General features: G+C 71.9%; 21 protein-coding genes. 15 read left to right on the top strand and 6 right to left on the bottom strand.

What is annotated here, in order from left to right; all coding sequences use genetic code 11:
* Positions 1–131: 131 nt before the first annotated feature.
* The 5 genes from ACFYP3_RS12935 (at position 132) to ACFYP3_RS12915 (ending at position 4,906) form a co-directional block, all read left to right on the top strand.
* Entirely contained in the window at positions 132–428 is a 297-nt protein-coding gene (locus tag ACFYP3_RS12935; RefSeq protein WP_388830994.1) for a hypothetical protein, read from the top strand.
* On the top strand, positions 425–865 hold the full coding sequence (locus ACFYP3_RS12930; RefSeq protein ID WP_388830992.1) for a hypothetical protein: 441 nt from the start codon (positions 425–427) through the stop codon (positions 863–865). The genes ACFYP3_RS12935 and ACFYP3_RS12930 overlap by 4 nt, the downstream gene beginning before the upstream one ends.
* Before the next feature lie 34 nt (positions 866–899).
* Positions 900–1,316: a contact-dependent growth inhibition system immunity protein gene (locus ACFYP3_RS12925; protein WP_388830990.1), complete on the top strand. Its 417-nt coding sequence runs from the start codon at positions 900–902 to the stop codon at positions 1,314–1,316.
* 179 nt (positions 1,317–1,495) lie between these two features.
* Positions 1,496–2,278 (top strand): SDR family oxidoreductase, encoded by a 783-nt coding sequence (locus tag ACFYP3_RS12920; protein ID WP_388830988.1) that lies wholly within the window; start codon positions 1,496–1,498, stop codon positions 2,276–2,278.
* Between the two features lie 51 nt (positions 2,279–2,329).
* Positions 2,330–4,906 carry a bifunctional FO biosynthesis protein CofGH gene (locus ACFYP3_RS12915; protein ID WP_388830986.1) on the top strand — a complete coding sequence of 859 codons (2,577 nt, stop codon included), beginning with the start codon at positions 2,330–2,332 and terminating at the stop codon, positions 4,904–4,906.
* A 107-nt stretch (positions 4,907–5,013) separates the two neighbouring features.
* Here the strand turns inward: ACFYP3_RS12915 and ACFYP3_RS12910 are convergent, their stop codons facing one another.
* Positions 5,014–6,099 (bottom strand): tyrosine-protein phosphatase, encoded by a 1,086-nt coding sequence (locus ACFYP3_RS12910; RefSeq protein WP_388830984.1) that lies wholly within the window; start codon positions 6,097–6,099, stop codon positions 5,014–5,016.
* Positions 6,100–7,188: 1,089 nt separating this feature from the next.
* Between ACFYP3_RS12910 and ACFYP3_RS12905 the strand changes: the two genes are divergently transcribed.
* From ACFYP3_RS12905 to ACFYP3_RS12890, 4 genes are all read left to right on the top strand, one after another.
* Positions 7,189–8,328, top strand: a complete 1,140-nt coding sequence (locus ACFYP3_RS12905; protein WP_388831141.1) for an ADP-ribosylglycohydrolase family protein — start codon at positions 7,189–7,191, stop codon at positions 8,326–8,328.
* A gap of 69 nt (positions 8,329–8,397) precedes the next feature.
* Entirely contained in the window at positions 8,398–9,258 is an 861-nt protein-coding gene (locus ACFYP3_RS12900) for an LLM class F420-dependent oxidoreductase (protein ID WP_388830982.1), read from the top strand.
* A 64-nt stretch (positions 9,259–9,322) separates the two neighbouring features.
* Positions 9,323–10,042, top strand: coding sequence for a hypothetical protein (locus tag ACFYP3_RS12895; protein WP_388830980.1), 720 nt, complete (start codon positions 9,323–9,325; stop codon positions 10,040–10,042).
* 52 nt (positions 10,043–10,094) lie between these two features.
* Complete coding sequence (locus ACFYP3_RS12890; protein WP_388830978.1) at positions 10,095–10,661, top strand: hypothetical protein; 567 nt, start codon at positions 10,095–10,097, stop codon at positions 10,659–10,661.
* A 7-nt stretch (positions 10,662–10,668) separates the two neighbouring features.
* Here ACFYP3_RS12890 and ACFYP3_RS12885 read toward each other — a convergent pair whose 3' ends face one another.
* Positions 10,669–11,109 carry an ATP-binding protein gene (locus ACFYP3_RS12885; protein WP_388830976.1) on the bottom strand — a complete coding sequence of 147 codons (441 nt, stop codon included), beginning with the start codon at positions 11,107–11,109 and terminating at the stop codon, positions 10,669–10,671.
* 129 nt (positions 11,110–11,238) lie between these two features.
* Between ACFYP3_RS12885 and ACFYP3_RS12880 the strand changes: the two genes are divergently transcribed.
* On the top strand, positions 11,239–12,075 hold the full coding sequence (locus tag ACFYP3_RS12880; protein ID WP_388830974.1) for a Scr1 family TA system antitoxin-like transcriptional regulator: 837 nt from the start codon (positions 11,239–11,241) through the stop codon (positions 12,073–12,075).
* Positions 12,072–12,317 (top strand): DUF397 domain-containing protein, encoded by a 246-nt coding sequence (locus tag ACFYP3_RS12875; RefSeq protein WP_388830972.1) that lies wholly within the window; start codon positions 12,072–12,074, stop codon positions 12,315–12,317. The genes ACFYP3_RS12880 and ACFYP3_RS12875 overlap by 4 nt, the downstream gene beginning before the upstream one ends.
* A gap of 25 nt (positions 12,318–12,342) precedes the next feature.
* Here the strand turns inward: ACFYP3_RS12875 and ACFYP3_RS12870 are convergent, their stop codons facing one another.
* Positions 12,343–12,873, bottom strand: a complete 531-nt coding sequence (locus ACFYP3_RS12870) for a hypothetical protein (RefSeq protein ID WP_388830970.1) — start codon at positions 12,871–12,873, stop codon at positions 12,343–12,345.
* 270 nt (positions 12,874–13,143) lie between these two features.
* Here ACFYP3_RS12870 and ACFYP3_RS12865 point away from each other — a divergent pair, with 270 nt between their 5' ends.
* Positions 13,144–13,542: a VOC family protein gene (locus tag ACFYP3_RS12865; protein ID WP_388830968.1), complete on the top strand. Its 399-nt coding sequence runs from the start codon at positions 13,144–13,146 to the stop codon at positions 13,540–13,542.
* A gap of 321 nt (positions 13,543–13,863) precedes the next feature.
* Here ACFYP3_RS12865 and ACFYP3_RS12860 read toward each other — a convergent pair whose 3' ends face one another.
* Positions 13,864–14,523, bottom strand: a complete 660-nt coding sequence (locus ACFYP3_RS12860; protein ID WP_388830966.1) for a response regulator — start codon at positions 14,521–14,523, stop codon at positions 13,864–13,866.
* Complete coding sequence (locus ACFYP3_RS12855; protein WP_388830964.1) at positions 14,520–15,773, bottom strand: sensor histidine kinase; 1,254 nt, start codon at positions 15,771–15,773, stop codon at positions 14,520–14,522. The genes ACFYP3_RS12860 and ACFYP3_RS12855 overlap by 4 nt, the downstream gene beginning before the upstream one ends.
* A 133-nt stretch (positions 15,774–15,906) precedes the next feature.
* Here ACFYP3_RS12855 and ACFYP3_RS12850 point away from each other — a divergent pair, with 133 nt between their 5' ends.
* The 3 genes from ACFYP3_RS12850 (at position 15,907) to ACFYP3_RS12840 (ending at position 17,904) form a co-directional block, all read left to right on the top strand.
* On the top strand, positions 15,907–16,815 hold the full coding sequence (locus tag ACFYP3_RS12850) for an ABC transporter ATP-binding protein (protein ID WP_388831139.1): 909 nt from the start codon (positions 15,907–15,909) through the stop codon (positions 16,813–16,815).
* Positions 16,812–17,657 (top strand): ABC transporter permease subunit, encoded by an 846-nt coding sequence (locus tag ACFYP3_RS12845; protein WP_388830962.1) that lies wholly within the window; start codon positions 16,812–16,814, stop codon positions 17,655–17,657. The genes ACFYP3_RS12850 and ACFYP3_RS12845 overlap by 4 nt, the downstream gene beginning before the upstream one ends.
* 73 nt (positions 17,658–17,730) lie before the next feature.
* A complete protein-coding gene (locus ACFYP3_RS12840; RefSeq protein WP_388830961.1) occupies positions 17,731–17,904 on the top strand; it encodes a hypothetical protein in 174 nt (57 codons plus the stop codon).
* On the opposite strand, the gene ACFYP3_RS12835 is transcribed toward ACFYP3_RS12840, so the two are convergent.
* Positions 17,897–18,175 (bottom strand): hypothetical protein, encoded by a 279-nt coding sequence (locus tag ACFYP3_RS12835; RefSeq protein WP_388830959.1) that lies wholly within the window; start codon positions 18,173–18,175, stop codon positions 17,897–17,899. The two genes, ACFYP3_RS12840 and ACFYP3_RS12835, sit on opposite strands and share 8 nt — an antisense overlap.
* Positions 18,176–18,191: the final 16 nt, after the last annotated feature.

Genomic DNA, 18,191 nt, shown 5'->3' with positions numbered 1-18,191 from the left:
TCCGGGAACCTCACGCGGACCACCCTCCGAACGCTGCTCCGACCGATGCCATGCGGGCGGCACCGAGCGGGGCGTACGTCGATTGCATGCCCAGCTTCCAGCACACCTGGTCCACCCTGGGGGAGCCACGAATGACACTGGTGAATCACCAGGAGATCGACGTCGTCGTCACAGCCGTCGCCCCGTTCGGGTCGCAGGTCGATGCCGGGGGCATCGCGGGGTTCGTCGACCAGGTCAAGCATCCGTCCTGGTGGTCGTCGGAGGTACCTCCTCCGCAGGTCGGAGACCGCCTCCACGCCGTCGTACTGGACGACTCGCGGACCCCTCCCCGGCTGAGCGCACTCACGGCGGATGCCGACATCGCCCGCGTACTGCGCGACCGCGCCTCCCCGACAGGTCCCTCCCGGGAGGGGAGCCGCGAGTCGTGATCGTGAAGTTCACACTCCGACCCGACCAGGGGGATCCCAGCGGCTTCGAGCTCGGAGACATGCGCTGGAGCGGAGAGCTGGGCAAAGCGACCTCGGTGGGGCACGTACCCGATCAGGGGATGATGATCCATCTCTCCGTCGTCCTGCTCCTCGATTGCCTGCGCAAGCTCGTGCAGGGGCGAACCACTACCGCGTCCTTCGTGGGCGCGGGCAGCTCCTTCCAGTTGACCTTCAGGGCAACGAAGGCGGGAGTCGGCGTGACATCCGCATCGGGAAGGTTGGCCCTGCTCAGCCGCACCGTGCTGGCAGCCGCCGTGCTCCGCGCCGCAGAGGAGCTGGCCGACAGCACGCTGGAAGCACTGCCCGCCCCTGATGGCGTCCGAGACGATTACACGGCAGCCCTGGACGAATTCCGCAGCGCGGCACGACCACTCTGAGCGAGCCCATGACATCCCGCCGCGAAGGACATGAATGAGCAAGGACCGTGAACGCACCCGCACTCTCGAAGACCTCGAAGGAGACGTCTGGCCCGAACCGCCGGCCGAGTCGACCCGTCTGGTCAAAGCCGTTCACAGGTTGAGACGGCGGCCTGTCGGCGAGCTGACCGCGTACGAGCTCGGGCGCCTCGTCGGGCAGGATGTCGGGCTTCCGTGGACGCTCCCGCTCGCCCTTGAAATCCTCCGCGAAACGGCACCGGCGCAGAGCGACGGCGCCTTCTATGACGATGACCTGCTGTCGGCGGTTCTCACGCGGAAGGCGGAGACATGGGCTGCACACCCAGCCCTGACAAGGGACATACAGGACATCCTGCGGGTGCTTACCGACCTCTCGCCGCACATCGAACGCGACAGGGCTACATTCCTGGAGGCTTCACAGGGGATCGATTGACGTGACTCCGGCAGCCCAGGCCGCCCCCCGGGCCCCGTGACCCCGTGACCCGTGAGCCGGTTCAGATTGACCACCCGCCCCGCGACCCCCGCCACCCCACCGGGTCCCGCCCCTTCACAGCGGCGCGCCCGCGTCGTAGTCTGACGCGCCGTCAGATACGCCGTGCGCGGAGGTCCGTCATGCTGTTGCGAGGGAAGACCGTCATCGTGTCCGGGGTCGGGGCCGGGCTGGGGCATCAGGTCGCCGCCGCCGTCGTACGGGACGGGGGGAACGCCGTGCTCGGGGCGCGGACCGAGGCGAACCTCGTCAAGTCCGCCGCCGAGATCGACCCCGAGGGGCAGCACACCGCCTACCTGCCGACCGACATCGGCGACGAGCGGCAGTGCGCGGCCCTGGCCGAGCTGGGGCGGGAGCGGTTCGGCGGGATCGACGCCGTCGTGCACGTGGCCGCCTGGGACTCGTACTTCGGGGGCCTGGAGGACGCCGACTTCGGGACCTGGCAGCAGATCCTCGACGTCAACCTGCTGGGGACCCTGCGGATGACCCGCGCCTGCCTGCCCGCGCTCAAGGAGCGCGGCGGATCGGTCGTCATCATCGGGACGCAGTCCGCCGTCGCCGCGCCCAACGAGGTGCAGCAGGCCGCCTACGCCGCCTCCAAGGGGGCGCTGACCTCCGCCATGTACTCCATGGCCCGCGAGCTCGGCCCGCACCGGATCCGCGTCAACACCGTGCTGCCCGGCTGGATGTGGGGGCCGCCCGTACAGGCCTTCGTCACCTTCACCGCCCACACCGAGGGCGTCCCCGAGGCCGAGGTCCACGCGCGGCTGACCGACCGCATGGCGCTGCCCGATCTCGCCACCGACGGGGACGTCGCCGACGCCGCCGTCTTCCTCGCCTCCGACCGGGCGCGGGCGATAACCGGCCAGTCGCTGCTGGTCAACGCCGGTGAGCTGATGAGATGAGCCACTCCGCCACCGCCCCACCACCGGAACGTCGGATCGTATGCTCGGCTCATGACCACTCCGAGTGACGCTCCGACCGACAACGCGATGCGCCGCGCGCTCCGGCGGGCGCGAGACGGCGTCGCGCTCGACGCGACCGAGGCGGCCGTGCTCCTCCGGGCGCGCGGCGAGTCCCTGCGGGACCTCGCCGCGTCCGCCGCACGCGTAAGGGACTCCGGGCTCGCCGCCGCCGGGCGGCCCGGTGTCATCACGTACTCGCGCAAGGTCTTCATTCCGCTCACCCGACTCTGCCGCGACCGGTGTCACTACTGCACCTTCGTGACCGTGCCCGGCAAGCTCCGCAAGGCCGGCCACGGCCTGTACCTCTCCCCCGACGAGGTCCTCGACATCGCCCGCCAGGGCGCGGCGATGGGCTGCAAGGAAGCGCTGTTCACCCTCGGCGACCGTCCCGAGGACCGCTGGCCCGAGGCCCGCGAGTGGCTCGACGCGCACGGCTACGACGACACCCTCGCCTACGTCCGCGCCATGGCGATCCGCGTCCTGGAGGAGACGGGGCTGCTCCCGCACCTCAATCCCGGCGTCATGTCGTGGTCCGACCTCCAGCGCCTGAAGCCCGTCGCGCCCAGCATGGGCATGATGCTGGAGACCACCGCCACCCGCCTGTGGTCCGAGCCGGGCGGCCCGCACCACGGCTCCCCCGACAAGGAACCGGCCGTACGGCTGCGGGTGCTGGAGGACGCGGGGCGTTCGAACGTCCCCTTCACCACCGGCGTGCTGATCGGCATCGGCGAGTCCTACGAGGAGCGGGCCGAGGCCTTCTTCGAGCTGCGCCGGATCCAGCGCAGCTACCACGGCGTCCAGGAGGTCATCGTCCAGAACTTCCGCGCCAAGCCGGACACCGCCATGCGCGGCATGCCGGACGCGGAGCTGGAGGAGCTGGCCGCCGCCATCGCCGTCGCCCGTCACATCCTGGGCCCGAGCGCCCGGATCCAGGCCCCGCCGAACCTGGTGGACGCCGAGTACGCCCTGCTCATCGGCGCCGGCATCGACGACTGGGGCGGGGTCTCGCCGCTGACCCCCGACCACGTGAATCCGGAGCGCCCCTGGCCGCACATCGAGGAGCTCGCCGAGCGCACCCGGGCGGCCGGCTTCGAGCTGCGCGAACGCCTCACCATCTATCCGGAGTTCCTGCAGCGCGGCGAGCCGTGGCTGGACCCGCGGCTGCTGCCGCACGTGCGGGCGCTGGCCGACCCGGAGACGGGCCTGGCCGACGAGAAGGCCGTCGTCGAGGGGCGGCCGTGGCAGGAGCCCGACGAGGGGTTCGTCGCCTATGGGCGCACCGACCTGCACGCCACCATCGACTCCGAGGGCCGCACCGGGGACCGCCGCGAGGACTTCGACCACGTGTACGGCGACTGGGAGGCGCTGCGCGAGGCGGCGGCGCCCGGGATGGTGGCCGAGCGCATCGACACCGACGTGCGCGCCGCCCTCGCGCAGGCCGCGGACGATCCGACGCAGCTGACCGACGCGCAGGCGCTGGCGCTGCTGCACGCGGACGGCCCGGCCCTCGACGCGCTGTGCCGGATCGCCGACGACCTGCGCAAGTCGGTCGTGGGCGACGAGGTCACCTACATCGTCACGCGGAACATCAACTTCACCAACGTCTGCTACACCGGCTGCCGTTTCTGCGCGTTCGCGCAGCGCCGCACGGACGCCGACGCGTACACGCTGTCGCTGGACCAGGTCGCGGACCGCGCGGCCCAGGCCTGGGACGTCGGCGCGGTCGAGGTGTGCATGCAGGGCGGCATCCATCCGGACCTCCCCGGGACGGCGTACTTCGACATCGCGCGCGCGGTGAAGGAGCGCGTCCCCGGCATGCACGTGCACGCCTTCTCGCCGATGGAGGTCGTCAACGGGGCCACCCGGACGGGGATGTCCGTACGGGACTGGCTGACGGCGGCCAAGGAGGCCGGGCTGGACTCCATCCCGGGCACGGCGGCGGAGATCCTCGACGACGAGGTCCGCTGGGTGCTCACGAAGGGGAAGCTGCCGACGGCGGACTGGATCGACGTCGTCACGACGGCGCACGAGCTGGGCATCCGCTCCTCGTCGACCATGATGTACGGGCACGTGGACCAGCCCCGGCACTGGCTCGGCCACTTCCGCACCCTGGCCCGGATCCAGCAGGAGACCGGGGGTTTCACGGAGTTCGTGACGCTGCCCTTCATCCACACCAACGCGCCCGTGTACCTGGCGGGCATCGCCCGGCCCGGGCCGACGGTCCGCGACAACCGCGCGGTGACGGCGATGGCGCGCCTGCTGCTCCACCCGCACATCACGAACATCCAGACGAGCTGGGTGAAGCTGGGCACGGAGGGCGCGGCCGAGATGCTCCGCTCCGGGGCGAACGACCTGGGCGGGACCCTGATGGAGGAGACCATCTCCCGGATGGCGGGGTCGAGTTACGGCTCGTACAAGTCCGTGCAGGACCTGATCGCCGTCGCCGAGGCGGCCGGGCGGCCCGCGAAGGCCCGTACGACGCTGTACGGGGAGGTGCCGCGGGAGCGGCAGGACGCGGCCCGCGCCTCGGACGGGCACCTGCCGGAGCTGCTGCCGGTACTGGACTGACGGGGCGCTGACGGTGCGCTGACGGCGCGCTGACGGCGTGCTGACGGTGCCGCGCGGGCCCGGCCGGTGTGGCGGCCGGCCGGGCCCGCGGGGGTTCCTGCCTGCGGTCAGCCGACGAGCAGGTCCTTCTTGAGCCGGCGCAGCTCGTGGGAGTCGATGCCGAGGCCGTCCTTCAGGTAGCGGTCGAAGGAGCCGTACTCGGCCTTGACCTCGTCGTAGCCGGAGTTGAGGTACTCGGGGCGCACGTCGAGCAGCGGCTTGTAGACGGCGGCCTGCTGGGCGGGCAGGTGGGAGAGGATCGCGTCGTTGGCGGCCTTGCGGTAGTCGTTGCTGGCGAGGTAGTCGGCCATGACGGTCTCGCTCGGCACGCCGAGGGCGGTCAGCAGGGAGGCGTTCGCCCAGCCGGTGCGGTCCTTGCCGGCGGTGCAGTGGAAGAGGACGGCGCGGCTGCGGTCGTTGCGCATCCCGTCGAAGACCTGGGTGTACGCCTTCTTGCCGCCGTCGCCGCTGACCATCGCCTTCTCGGCGTCGACCATGGCCTTGACGGCCTCGTCGGGGGTCTTCGGCAGGGTCTGGAAGGAACCGGAGCCGGCGAAGACGTCGGCGACGACGTAGCCGGCGCCGGCCGGGACCTTGTCGGCGTCCTTGGTGCGCTCGTCCTCCATCCGCAGGTCGAAGACGGTCCTGACGCGCAGGCGCTCCAGCTTGGCGAGGTCGCTCGCGGTCAGCTTGTTGAGGGCGTCGGAGCGGTAGATCTCGCCCATCTTCACCCACTGGCCGGTGGTGGTGCGGTAGCCGCCGGCGTCGCGGAAGTTGACGGCGCCGTCGAGCGTGATCCGGCGGTCGGCGAGGCGGAGGCTGCCGCCGCGCTCCGGCGTGAAGTCGAACCACTGGCGGTCGGCGGCGGGCAGTCCCGTGACCACGGCCCGGCCCTCGGCGCCGCCCTTGGCGACGACCTTGCCGTTCGCCTTGATCTCGACCCGCTTGGTGCCCCGGGCCTTCCACTGGAGGGTGAACGCACCGTCGGCGCCGGCGGTGACGGTGGCCTCGGTGAAGGGGATGGCGGAACGGTCGTCGCGGTGGCCGGCCCACGGGAGGTGGTCCAGGCCGGTGGCGGTGGCGGCGGGGGCCGCGACCAGGGAAGCGGTGAGTGCGGCGGCGACGGCGGTCGTGGCGAGGTGAACCTTCTTCATGCGTTCGAGGCTCAGCGGGTCCGAAGAACGTCGGATGAACGAGGTGTGGCCGAAACCGACCGGCTCGAAGGCAAGTGGCAAAACGTGCCATGCGCCAGGTCGCGGCTGGAAGTGTTCGCGATCTGGCCGTTCTGTGATCACTTACGGGCCTCTTGGCGAACCACTTCCGGATTCGATCGAAGCTGTCCACTACGGTGAGGCTTTCGCATGCGCGACGGGCACGAGTGCGGTGCCGGGCGCCGGGCAGCGGGTGAAGTGGTCAGCGGGAGCGCGGTGCCGGGGGTGGACGAATTGATCGGTACGAACAGCGGAACGGGGCCCGTACCCGAAGCCGGACCCGCCCTGCCCGGCCGCCCGGCCGCGGCGGGCCCCCTGGCCAGGTTCCCGGCCGGCCCGCCGCCCCTCGCCGCCCCGGCGGCTCCGGCGCCCGTACCGCTGCCGGGCCCGGCAGCGGCCTACGTCGCCGCGCCCGCGCCCGTACCGTTCGCCGCAGCCGAACCCGCGGCAGGCCCCCTGCCCTCCGAATACGGAGCCCGTTTCGCAGCCGGTCCCCCCGGAACCGACCCCCCGCCACCCGCCGCTCACGGCCCGAGCTTCGCCCCAGCCGGTCCCGGCACCCCCGGACACGGGCTCGACTTCGCCGCCGCCGGACACCCGCATGGCCCCGCGGCCGGACCCGGGCACGGCGTCGGGCACGCCCTCGGCGACGGCGTAGGCCACGCGGCCGGAACCGGGCAGACGGCCGCGCCCGTTGGCGCAGCCGGACACGGCATCGAGGCCGGCACCACCGGGCACGGCCCCGCACCCGCGGCCGGAGCCGGGCACGGCGTCGGGCCTGCCCTCGGCGACGGCACCGCCGGGCACGGGCACAGCCCCGCACCCGCGGCCATGGCCGGGCACGGCATCGGCATCGGCGACGGCGTCGGCCACGCGGTCGGAACCGGGCAGACGGCCGTGCCCGTTGGCGCAGCCGGGCATGGCGTCGGCGCCGGGCACGGGCCCGCGGTCGGAGACGGGCTCGCGCAGCAGGGGGTGGTCGAGCCCGCCGCAGGCGAAGGGCACACGCTCGGGCGTGCCGTCGTCACCGGGCTGTGGGGCCGCATCGAGCAGCAGGACTTCCGCAGCCGTGTCCGCGGCACGCTCCTCGGCTCCGCGCTCGGCGACGCCCTCGGCGCGCCCCTCGCCGGCCTCACCCTCGACGGCATCCGCGAGGCCCACGGCCCCGACGGCCTGACCGCGCCCGCGCCCGCCCACGGCCGCCGCGGCCGGGTCACCGCCGCCACCCAGCTCACCCTCTTCACCGTGGACGGGCTGATACGGGCCCACGTACGCCGGGACACCGGCGCCTGGCACCCGCCCACCGACATCCACCGCGCGTACCTGCGCTGGGCCGCCACCCAGAACGACTGGGGCCCCGACGAGCGCCGCAAGGACAACGGCTGGCTCGCGCAGGAGGAGTGGCTCTACGCCCGGCGCGGCCCCGGCCGCGCCTGCCTGACCGGCTTCGCCGACGACGTCCTCGGCACCCTCGACCAGCCGAAGAACCCCGCCGCCCGCGACGCGGCCGCCGCCGCGCGTTCGGCCCCGTTCGGACTGCTGGTCGGCTGGGAGCCGGCCCTCGTCCTCCAGCTCGCCGTCGAGTGCGCCGCGCAGAGCCACGGCCACCCGACCGCCTCCCTCTCGGCCGGCGCGCTCGCCGTCATCGTCCACGGCCTGACGCGCGGCGACTCCCTCGACTCGGCCGTCCAGCGGACCCTGGGCCTGCTGGGCGCACGCCCCGGCCACCAGCCCGTCACGGACGCCCTCCAGCGCGCCCTGTCGGCCGTCACCCAGGGCTCACCCGGGCCCCTGGCCGTGGAAACCCTGGGCCGGGCGGCCCACACCCCCGACGCCGACGGCCCCGACACCCCCGGCCCCGGCCCCGACGCCGCGGACGCACTCGCCGTCGCCGTCTACTGCGCCCTCGTCGCCGAGGACATCGCCCACGGCCTGCGCCTCGCCGTCAACCACGGCGGCGACTCGACCGCCGCCGGCGCCCTGTGCGGGGCGCTGCTCGGCGCCCTCCACGGCGAGACGGCCCTCCCGGCCCCCTGGCTCGCCGAGCTCGAAGGCCGCGCCACACTGCTGGAGATGGCCGAGGACTTCGCCCTGGAGATGACCCAGGGCCCGAGCCTCCACAGCCCCACGGAGGCCTCCCCCGGCTGGCTGGCCCGCTACCCGCGCGCCTGACGCCCCCTCAACAATCGTGGATCCAGCCCGTACCGTTGCGGGTCCCACGTCTCGGAGGTGCCAGTACCCATGCGGATCGCCACGACCATCTTCCTCACCGACCGCACCATCTCCCCCGTACACCTGGCCCGCAGCCTGGAGGAGCGCGGCTTCTCCGGCCTCTACCTCCCGGAGCACACCCACATCCCGGTCGCCCGCGACACCCCCGCCCCCATGGGCGGCGAACTCCCCGAGATGTACGGGCGCACCCTCGACCCGTTCGTGGCCCTCGGCCAGGCCGCCGCCGTGACCGAGCGCCTGCACCTCGGCACCGGCATCACCCTCGTCGCCCAGCACGACCCGATCGACCTCGCGAAGCAGGTCGCGACCCTCGACCACCTCTCCGGCGGCCGTTTCACCCTGGGCATCGGCTACGGCTGGAACGTCGAGGAGGCCGCCGACCACGGCGTCGAGTGGACCACCCGCCGCGAGCTGGTCCGCGACCGCATGGCCCTGATGCGCGCCCTGTGGGCCCCCGAGCCCACGGCCTACGTCGGTCAGTACTGCTCCGTCCAGGCGAGCAGCGCCCACCCCAAGCCGGTCCAGGCGCCCCGCGAACTCGCCCCCGGCGTCCCCCTGCACGGCCCCCGCACCCTGATCGGCGGCGCGGCCGGACCGAAGCTCTTCGCCGCCATCGCCGACCACGCCGACGGCTGGCTCCCGATCGGCGGCGGCGGCCTCACCGAGACGCTCCCGGTGCTGCGCCAGGTCTGGGAGACCGCCGGACGCGACCCCAAGTCCCTCCAGGTGGTCCCGTACGCCGTCCAGCCCAGCCCCGGCAAGCTCAGCCACTACGCCGACCTGGGCATCGAGGAGGTCGTCCTCCAGCTGCCCTCGGGGCCGAAGCCGCAGGTGCTGCGCGCCCTGGACGAGTTCGCCCAGTACCTCTGAACGCGCCCGCCCGGCCCCTGCGTAGGCTCGGGCGGACCGCACACGGGGGCCGGAGGAGAGCGACATGGACACGGCGGAGACGGCGGAGACGGCGGACACGTCGGCCGCAGCAGCCCGGACCACCGGGCCCGTGGGGGAGACCGGCCCGCCACGGGCCGGGCGCACACGGAACTCCCTGTTCTGGGCGATGCTGGTCGCCGGGGGCGGCACGCTGGGCGGCTTCGTCTCCCAGTTCCCGTACGGACTGCTGTACGTCGGCGTGCTCGTCGTCCTCGCCGCGGCCGGACTCGGCGCGGCCGTGGCCGGCTCGTTCTGGAACCGGGCGGGAGCCGCCACCCTCGTGGGCTTCGGCACCATGGCGCTCGGCCTCTTCGCCGGGTCCAACCTGAACGAGTCGTACCTGAAAGTGCTCGGCGACCGGGTGGACGCGGTGGTGGCGGAGTCCCGCGAGTACACCAACTCCGCCGGCGACACCCGCTTCTACTGCCGCGTCGTCGAGCCCTCGGGCGAGAGCCACGAGCTCGACGCCATCCGCAACTGCTACGCGCAGGTGGCGCCGGGCGGGCACGTCGTCCTCTTCAAGGACCGGCTCGGCGGCCTCGACCCCTGGATGGAGACCACCGACAGCCGCGCCCTCGACCCGGTGGGCCTGGGCACCACCGGCGGCCTGTTCGTCCTCATCGGCGGCACGATGTTCACTGCCGGACAGCGCCGCCGCTCGGACGCGGCCGTCGACCAGGAACGCCTCCGCCGGCGCGGCCGGGCCCGCCGCCCGCGGCGGTAGGCCGCCGAAAACCCCTCGACGGCGCGCCACCACCCTGCCGATCATGGCACCCATGAAGAACCGAGGGGCGGCCGGCGTGGAGCGGGGCATCGAGGACCAGTGGGCGGAACTCCCGGCGGGCATCCGCACGCAGGCCGACGGGTACGTCCTCCAGGACCGCTTCCTGCAGGCGGTCCGGCTGGTGTGGGAGGCCGGGCGCGCCCGGGACATCGGCCTGCGGGAGGCGCAGGAGATCATCCACCTGCGCTACCTGCACTTCGGTGACCGGGTGGCCCGTACGCCCGACTCGCCCCTCGACCTGGACTCGCTCTCCGCCCTCGCGCTCGGCATCAGGAGCCGTGTGGTGGCCGTCGAGGCCGTCTGGGACGGGGACACCGTCCACGACTGGTTCGTGAACCTGCTGGCGATCACGGACGATCCCGCCGGGGAGAAGTGCCTGGCCACGATCTACTGGGGTACGGCCGTACGCGCCCTGGACGGCGCCGACACGGGCCCCCTCCACCCCGCGGCCGCCGCCGCCACCCGCGCGGGCGGCGCCCTGGCCGCCCACCTCGGCGTACCGTTCCACTTCGCCAGCCCGGACACCCCGGACGACGGCGCGCCCCGCTGGCGACCCTGACCCGCTCCTACGCCCGCCGGCCCGCCCTGCGGGGCAGCTCCGCCCAGACCGTCTTGCCGATCAGGCGGTCCCTGACGCCCCAGTCGGCGGCGACGGCGTCGACGATGCGGAGGCCGTACCCGGACTCCGCCTGGTAGACGTGCGGCAGCGGTGCGGGCCGCCGGTCGCGCCGGGCGTCGGACACCTCCACGCGCAGGGCGTTCTCCAGCAACGTCAGCTTGAGCTCGAAGTCCCGCCCGGCCACGCGACCGTGGACGACGGCGTTGGCGGCGAGCTCGGCCACGAGCAGCCCGGCGTCGGCGGACAGGCCGGTGGATTCGGGGAAGCCCCAGTCGTGCAGCTCGACGAGGGCCAGCTGGCGGGCGAGGCGGGCCCCGCGGCGGGTGGAACTGAAACGCTGAGTGAACACGCGTACGAGGGCCCGGGCGGGGCCGGAGGGTGCGGTCATGGCACCAACGTGCCGCGTGACCTGGGTCGTTCAACACCAACCGAACTCGTACAAACCAACTGTACGAGTCCACGGTCTGGACAGTGTGAGTCACGGTGCGTGAACATTCCTGGCGGGGAGGTGACCGCCATGGCGACTGCCGACGACAGCGGTGACGACGAGGTCGAACCGGACGAAAACCTGCGCAGCTTCGGCGAGACGGTCAAGGCGTCACGGAAGCGGGCGGGCCGGACGCAGGAGCAACTGGCGGAGCTGATCGGCTACTCGGTCCAGTACGTCGGCTCGGTGGAACAGGGCCGGAGGCATCCGTCGCAGAAGTTCATCAAGAGGACCGAGTCGGCCCTGGACACCTTCTGGGTCATCGACATTGCGGCGCGGCAACTGTCGCGGCGGCGGGGGCTGGCGTCCTGGTTCCGGCGATGGGCAGACCTGGAGGACGGCGCGGTCATCCTCAACACGTACGAGTGCCGGTCCGTTCCGGGGCTATTGCAGCCCGAGGCGTACGCACGGGCCCTTGTCGACGCCGTCCTGCCGCCGCCCAGCCCTGAGGAAGTGGAGGAGCGCATCGCAGCCCGGCTGGAACGGCAGCAACTGCTGTTCCGCACCCCATACACGGTCTTCAGCTTCATCATCGACGAGGCCGTGATCTTGCGGCAGACAGGGGGACCGGAAGTGACCCGCCAGCTGGTTGACCACCTGCTGGAGTGCGGGAAGCTACCCCATGTAGACCTTCAGATCATGCCGCTGATCAGCCCGGAACACGCCGGCTTGGGAGGAGCCTTCCAACTCCTCGAAACCCAGGACCACGAATGGATGGGCTACAGCGAAGGGCAGCAGTCGGGCCGCGTGCTGAATGACCCGAAAGACCTCAGCCTCCTCCACCAGCGGTATGCCAAACTTCGCATCCAGGCCCTCAATCCTGCGGACAGCATGGGCCTGTTGATGCGAATGCGAGGGTCCTTGTGAACAGCTCCCGGCTCCGGTGGTTCAAGAGCAGCTACAGCGGCAGCGAGGGCGACGACTGCGTCGAGGTCGCCCTGGCCTGGCACAAGTCCACCTACAGCAGCGGTGATGGCGACAGTTGCGTCGAGGTCGCCGCCTGCGCGGACTCGGTGCACATCCGGGACTCCAAGGTGGCGGCCGGCCCCGAGCTCGCCGTGGCGCCCGCCAGCTGGGGCGTCTTCCTCGGCGCGATCACGGCGGGCTAGCGGGGCAGTGCTGCCGGTGACGTGACTAGCTCATCAGCGGCGAGCCGGCCAGCTCCCAGGTGACGGGGCCCTTGTTGTCGCCCTCGATGTCGTAGACGACCGTGGCGTCGCCGGACCACTGCTTCTTCGGGTCCAGGGTGGCCGACGGGGTCAGACAGGTGACGGAGCTCTTGGGGGACGCGTTGATGCTGGCCGTGAGGTCACAGGTCTTGCTGGTGACCACGACGTCGGTGCCGCCCGGCACACGGCTCTCCAGCCGCGTCGTCACCTTGAACGAGGTGTAGCGCTTGCTGGTCATGTCGGACTGGCCGTCGTTGATGAACTCCCAGCCGACGGTCACCTTCCCGCGGACCTTGTTGTCCGGGAGCGCCTCGACGCAGGTCGGCGCGTTCAGCGTCGCCTCGGGGATGATGCCGGGCATCGAGTTGGCCCAGCCGTTGGCGGTGGCGGGCGAGCAGGTCTGCGCCGCACTGGCGGACTGCGAGACGGAGATGACGCCCGAGAAGGCGACGGCGGCCGCGGCGACCGCGGACGCGCGGAAAAGGTTCTTGTTCATGATGTGTATCCCCCATGTGAGTGGGGCTCGATCGTAGGCGGCAAGATCACGCCCGGCATCTTTATTTTCGCAGGTCAGATGCCGTGTGGCTGATACTCGCCGCCCGCCCGGCGCGAGGGGAACCGACGCCTGGACCGTGCCAGGCAGGCGGGGCCCGGATGCCGGGCCGTAAGCGGAATTCGGGCTCGACCCGCTTGGGGTAAGTACTGGCCAAAACTTCGGCGTGGCTGAACTACCCGTGCTCCCACCGGGTTTCGTACGCTGCCGCACATGATCGATTCACGTACACATGTCCGCGTCGCCCGGCCCTCCCTCGACCTGAAGGCCGCCGAACGCTTCTACGTCGACGGGCTCGGCCTGGAGGTGCAGTGGCGCACCACCGGGAGCGCGCCCGGTGAGCACGATCTGCTGATGGTCGGCCCGGCGGGCGGCGGCTGGCACTTCGAGCTCACCCGTGACGCCTCGAACCCGATCCTGCCCGCGCCGACCGTCGACGACCTCTTCGTGCTCTACCTCGGCGAGACGCCCGACGAGGCCCTGGTCGAGCGGCTCGTCGAGCACGGTGGGACGCGGGTCGCCGCCCACAACCCGTACTGGGACGAGTGGGGTGTCACCATCGAGGACCCCGACGGCTACCGGCTCGTGCTCTGCTCCCGCACCTGGGGCTGAGCCGCCGGCGCGGCCGGTGCGGCGAAGGCGGCCAGGGTGGCCTCCTGGGCGTCGACGCCTCCGACGCGGGCGCGGACCGGCACCCGGCCCGGTACCCGAATCTGTCCGCCGACCCGTCCGTCACTCGGCGAGGGCCGCCGCTCGGCTCGGTCACGGACGACGAACTGGGGAAGCCCTCGAACTGCTGGGGCACCGCGGCTCTCATACGGCCAAGCCCGCGCCCTACTGGATGGGCACCCCGCAGTTCGTCGACCGGGCAGCGCTTGGGACCTTGGATCGCGCGCCGTCCGCCGGTGCTCGCTGTGCGGGGAGTCCGTCCACTCACTGGGACGTCGCCACCAGGCCCGCCTCGTAGGCCAGGATCACCAGCTGCACCCGGTCGCGGGCATTGAGCTTGGCGAGTAGGCGGGTCAGGTAGGTCTTGGCGGTGGCGCTGCTGATGGAGAGCTCGCCTGCGATCTCCGTATTGGACAGACCCCTGCCGACGAGGGTCAGCACCTCGCGTTCCCGGGCGGTGATGCCGTCGAGCTCCGACCGCCGCGGCGGTGACGCTGCAGGTCGGGTGATGAACTCTTTGATCAGCCGGCGCGTGACGGCTGGTGCGATCAGAGCGTCCCCGGCGGCAACGATCCGGATCGCGGCGAGGATGTCGTCCAGGGCCATGTCCTTGACGAGGAATCCGGACGCGCCGGCGTTCAGCGCCCCGTAGACGTAGTCGTCGTCGTCGAAGGTCGTGAGGACGACGACGCGTGGGGAGCCGGTGCCCGTCGTGATCAGCCGGGTGGCCTCGATGCCGTCCATGCCGGGCATCCGGAGGTCCATCACGACGACGTCGGGGGCGAGTTCCTCCGCCAGGCGTACCGCTTCCGCGCCGTCTTCTGCCTCGCCCACCACCTCGATGTCCGCGGTGTCGGTGATGACCATCTGCAGGGCGGCCCGGACCAGGGGCTGGTCGTCGGTGAGCACGACACGGATGGTCATCTGGCTCCCGCCTTCGCTTCTGTCTCGGTCCCTGCCGGTACCGGGAGTCTGGCCGCTACCAGGAAGCCGCCCCCGGGACGGGGCCCGGCCGTGAAATCGCCGTGCAGCAGGGCGGCCCGTTCGCGCATGCCGATCAGGCCGTATCCGGTCTCCGTGCTGGTGCTGCCGCCCTTCCCTCGGTCCGAGACCTCGACGGCGAGTTCGTCCGCGCGGTAGTCGAGGCGCACCTCGCAGGAATCGGCACCCGAGTGCCGTACGACGTTGGTCACCGACTCCTGGACGATCCGGAATGCCGCGAGGTCGATGTCGGCTGGCAGCGGGCGGCGCTTGCCCTGCCACCGCACCTCCACGCGGACGCCGGCGGCCGTGGTCGTCGCGGCGAGCTGTTCCACGTTCGCCAGGCCGGCGGCCGGTCGCAGGGGCACCGGCGCGTGCGCGCGGCCTTGGCGTTCCTCATCCTGGTGGGCCTGGCGCAGCGCGCCGAGCATCCTTCGCAGCCCGGACAGCGTCTCGCGGCCGGCCATCTCCACGGTGAGCATCGCCTCGCGGGCTTTGGCGGGCTGGGTTTCGATGACCCGGGCCGCGGCGCCGGCCTGCAAGGCGATGATGCCGATGCTGTGGGCGACGGTGTCGTGCATCTCGCGGGCGATGCGCAGCCGTTCGGCGGTGACGGCCTCGGTGGCGGCCCGGGCGTGCAACTCTGCGGTGTGGGCACGGGCCTGGTGCGACGAATTACCGATGAGCCAGGCGATGGCCACGGTCAGGGCCACGAACGGCTCCTGCGCGATGCTGGAATCGTCGCCCGTGATCAACCGCAGGACGAGGTAGCCGGCGAGTGTGCCGAGCGCTGCGGCGGCCGCGGTGAGCGAGCTCCGCCGAGGCCGGGTGGCTGCGAGGTAGCAGAGGGCGATGTCCACGGCCAGGAACTGCATGGGCGGAATCTCATCCTGGCGCCAGGCCACCGTCGAGATGACCGTACCGACGATCACCAGACCGTACGCCGCGAAGGTCCTGCGGCGCAGCACCGCGCTGCCGGCCAGGATCACCACGAAGGCGACGGCGAGAAGCGCCTGGGCTCCGAGCGAGTCGAGCCCGTCCTGGGGGTAGTTGAGCGAGTACGTCGGCTCTTGCGGCATCACCACGTACTCGACGATGGGTTCCACTGCTGCCGCGTACCACGCCAGTGCCGTCCACAGCCCTGGCGGTATGCGTTTGAGCAGCGGCAACGGCAACGGCGTTGAGGCGGACATGCATTGATCGTAAGCACTCGCACCTGACGGCACATCCGACCGTGGCCGTACAACCAGGGTTGACACCCGTCCTCTCCGATTGTCATCGGTGGTCCGATTACGGACGGGGTCGCCCACCGGCACCGTTGTCCCCATGATCGAAGTCAACGAGCTCACGAAGCGGTACGGCGGCACTACGGCCGTCAATGGTCTGACCTTCACCGTGCGGCCCGGCCAAGTGACCGGGTTTCTCGGTCCGAACGGCGCCGGCAAGAGCACCACTCTGCGGATGATCCTCGGCCTGCATGAGCCCACCAGCGGAACCGTCACCGTCGACGGCCGTTCCTTTCGCGACCGCCCCCGCGGCCTGCGTCACGTCGGCTCCCTTCTCGACGCGCACGATGTGCACGGCGGGCGCAGCGCGGTGGCGCAGCTGTCCGCCCTGGCCCGCTCAAACCGCATCCCGCAGCGCCGGGTGGAGGAGGTGCTGCGGGAGGTCGGCCTCGCCGAGGTCGCCCGGCGCCGCATCGGCGGATTCTCGCTCGGGATGAAGCAGCGGCTCGGCATCGCTTCCGCCCTGCTCGGCGAACCCCCGGTACTGCTCTTCGACGAACCGCTCAACGGCCTCGACCCCGAAGGCGTGAAGTGGGTGCGTGACCTGTTCAGGCGTCTCGCTGCCGAGGGCCGAACGGTGTTCGTCTCCAGCCATCTCATGTCAGAGATGGAGCACACCGCCGACCAGCTGATCGTCATCGGCCGCGGCGAGCTGATCGCGGCGGAAAGCCTCACGGAGTTCGCCGCTCGTGGCACCCGGCAGAGCGTCACGGTGGGCACGCCCGCCGCTGCCGTCCTGAGAGATCTGCTGACGGCCGAGGGCGCGGCCGTGGACACGGCGGGCGACCTGCTTGCCGTGACCGGTGTGACCGCGGTCCGGATCGGTGAGATCGCCATGGAGCACCGCATTCTGCTACATCACCTCAGCACCCGGTCCGCCTCATTGGAAGAGGCGTTCATGGAGCTCACCGCCGACAGCGTGCAATACCTCGCAGGAGACCCCCAGTGACCACGACGTACGCTCCCGTTGGCGGACTTGGCGCCGACGAACCCCGCGCCCGCTTTTACGACCTGGTGGCCGCCGAGTGGATCAAGCTTCGATCGCTGCGCTCGACCTGGATCGCGTACGGGGCCACCGCCCTGGCCGTCATCGCGTTCAACGCGGGAACCGCCTACGACACCTACAACTACTGGCCAGCGCGGAGCGCGGCGGACCGGGCCGACTACGTCCGGGCCGGAATTCCGATGCAGGAGGCGTTCACGGCGAACGCCGCCATGGTCATGATGCTCGCCCTCGGTGCCCTCGGCGCCGTCGCGATCATCGGCGAGTACAGCACGGGAACCATTCGAACGACGTTCGCGGCCGTTCCGGCCCGCCGTTCGGTGATGGCCGCAAAAACGGTGGTCGTCACGGCGGTCGCCACCGTTTTCGGCGCGATCGTCGCGGTGGCCTCGTTCGGCCTGACGCAGGCGATCCTCGACGGCCGGGACGCCGGCATATCGATCAGCTACCCGGGCGCCCTGCGTGTCGTAGTGGCGTCCGCCCTCCTTGCGCCCGTGTGCGCGGTCGTCGGCATGGCCATCGGCTCCCTCATCAGGCACACCGCGGCTACCATGATCGCCGCGGTGGCGGTCATCCTCGTGCTGCCCATCGTCTTCACCGACGGCCGCCACTGGTCGGCGGTCGCCGGGCACGCCACGCTCTATCAGGCGTGGTTGCGGCACGTGGAGGTCGGCTCCCGCCAGACCGACTTCCCGTGGACGACCGGCGGAGCCTGGACCGTCTACGCGGCGTGGGCGCTCACCGCAGCCGTGCTCGCCGTCACCAGCGCACAACGGCGCGACCAGTGAGACGGCCGGTCGGCCAACTGGTAGAGCTGCCCGGCCTTGCCGTGGAAGATCTTCCGAGCGAGCGCATGGCGGGATGTTCTTCAAGCCCCTTCCCGGCGACGGCCCGCCGCGCCACGCCGGCCGAGGCGACCGGCTGTGGCCGGTGGTGGTGGCGGCGATGCCCTCGTACGCGGCCTACCGCGCGGCGACGGCCCGCGAGATCCCGCTGGTCCTGGTGACCCGAACCGGCCGGGGCGGGGTCACTTGACCGCCGGGGTCTTGGGGAGGGTGTGCAGCGGCGCCGTGAGGGAGGCGTCCGTGGCCCCCGTGGCGTGGCCGGCGGCGGAGGAGGTGACCGCGACCGCGGTCTTCGCGTCCTGGACGGTCCGGGCCGGGTGGTCGACGATGTCGACGACCCGGTCGACGACCGGGGGCGCCTGGGCGGCGGGCTCGTCGGCGTGCGCGGCGACGGGGGTGAGTGCGAGGGCGGCGCCACCGGTGACGACCAGGGCGGCGAGAGTGCGCTTCATGGCGTTCATGCCCGGCCCAACGACT

The sequence above is a fragment of the Streptomyces sp. NPDC005533 genome, from assembly GCF_042871845.1.
GTDB lineage: Bacteria > Actinomycetota > Actinomycetes > Streptomycetales > Streptomycetaceae > Streptomyces.
The sequence above is the reverse complement of the archived record's forward strand: the minus strand, read 5'-3'. Positions and strand labels throughout refer to the sequence as shown.

Excerpts from the sequence above, each read along its gene's own strand:
- ACFYP3_RS12935 (WP_388830994.1), top strand. The coding sequence starts at position 132 with ATGACACTGGTGAATCACCAGGAGATCGACGTCGTCGTCACAGCCGTC.
- ACFYP3_RS12925 (WP_388830990.1), top strand. The coding sequence starts at position 900 with ATGAGCAAGGACCGTGAACGCACCCGCACTCTCGAAGACCTCGAAGGA.
- ACFYP3_RS12920 (WP_388830988.1), top strand. The coding sequence starts at position 1,496 with ATGCTGTTGCGAGGGAAGACCGTCATCGTGTCCGGGGTCGGGGCCGGG.
- ACFYP3_RS12915 (WP_388830986.1), top strand. The coding sequence starts at position 2,330 with ATGACCACTCCGAGTGACGCTCCGACCGACAACGCGATGCGCCGCGCG.
- ACFYP3_RS12910 (WP_388830984.1), bottom strand. The coding sequence starts at position 6,099 with ATGAAGAAGGTTCACCTCGCCACGACCGCCGTCGCCGCCGCACTCACC.
- ACFYP3_RS12900 (WP_388830982.1), top strand. The coding sequence starts at position 8,398 with ATGCGGATCGCCACGACCATCTTCCTCACCGACCGCACCATCTCCCCC.
- ACFYP3_RS12895 (WP_388830980.1), top strand. The coding sequence starts at position 9,323 with ATGGACACGGCGGAGACGGCGGAGACGGCGGACACGTCGGCCGCAGCA.
- ACFYP3_RS12890 (WP_388830978.1), top strand. The coding sequence starts at position 10,095 with ATGAAGAACCGAGGGGCGGCCGGCGTGGAGCGGGGCATCGAGGACCAG.
- ACFYP3_RS12885 (WP_388830976.1), bottom strand. The coding sequence starts at position 11,109 with ATGACCGCACCCTCCGGCCCCGCCCGGGCCCTCGTACGCGTGTTCACT.
- ACFYP3_RS12880 (WP_388830974.1), top strand. The coding sequence starts at position 11,239 with ATGGCGACTGCCGACGACAGCGGTGACGACGAGGTCGAACCGGACGAA.
- ACFYP3_RS12870 (WP_388830970.1), bottom strand. The coding sequence starts at position 12,873 with ATGAACAAGAACCTTTTCCGCGCGTCCGCGGTCGCCGCGGCCGCCGTC.
- ACFYP3_RS12865 (WP_388830968.1), top strand. The coding sequence starts at position 13,144 with ATGATCGATTCACGTACACATGTCCGCGTCGCCCGGCCCTCCCTCGAC.
- ACFYP3_RS12860 (WP_388830966.1), bottom strand. The coding sequence starts at position 14,523 with ATGACCATCCGTGTCGTGCTCACCGACGACCAGCCCCTGGTCCGGGCC.
- ACFYP3_RS12855 (WP_388830964.1), bottom strand. The coding sequence starts at position 15,773 with ATGTCCGCCTCAACGCCGTTGCCGTTGCCGCTGCTCAAACGCATACCG.
- ACFYP3_RS12850 (WP_388831139.1), top strand. The coding sequence starts at position 15,907 with ATGATCGAAGTCAACGAGCTCACGAAGCGGTACGGCGGCACTACGGCC.
- ACFYP3_RS12840 (WP_388830961.1), top strand. The coding sequence starts at position 17,731 with ATGTTCTTCAAGCCCCTTCCCGGCGACGGCCCGCCGCGCCACGCCGGC.
- ACFYP3_RS12835 (WP_388830959.1), bottom strand. The coding sequence starts at position 18,175 with ATGAACGCCATGAAGCGCACTCTCGCCGCCCTGGTCGTCACCGGTGGC.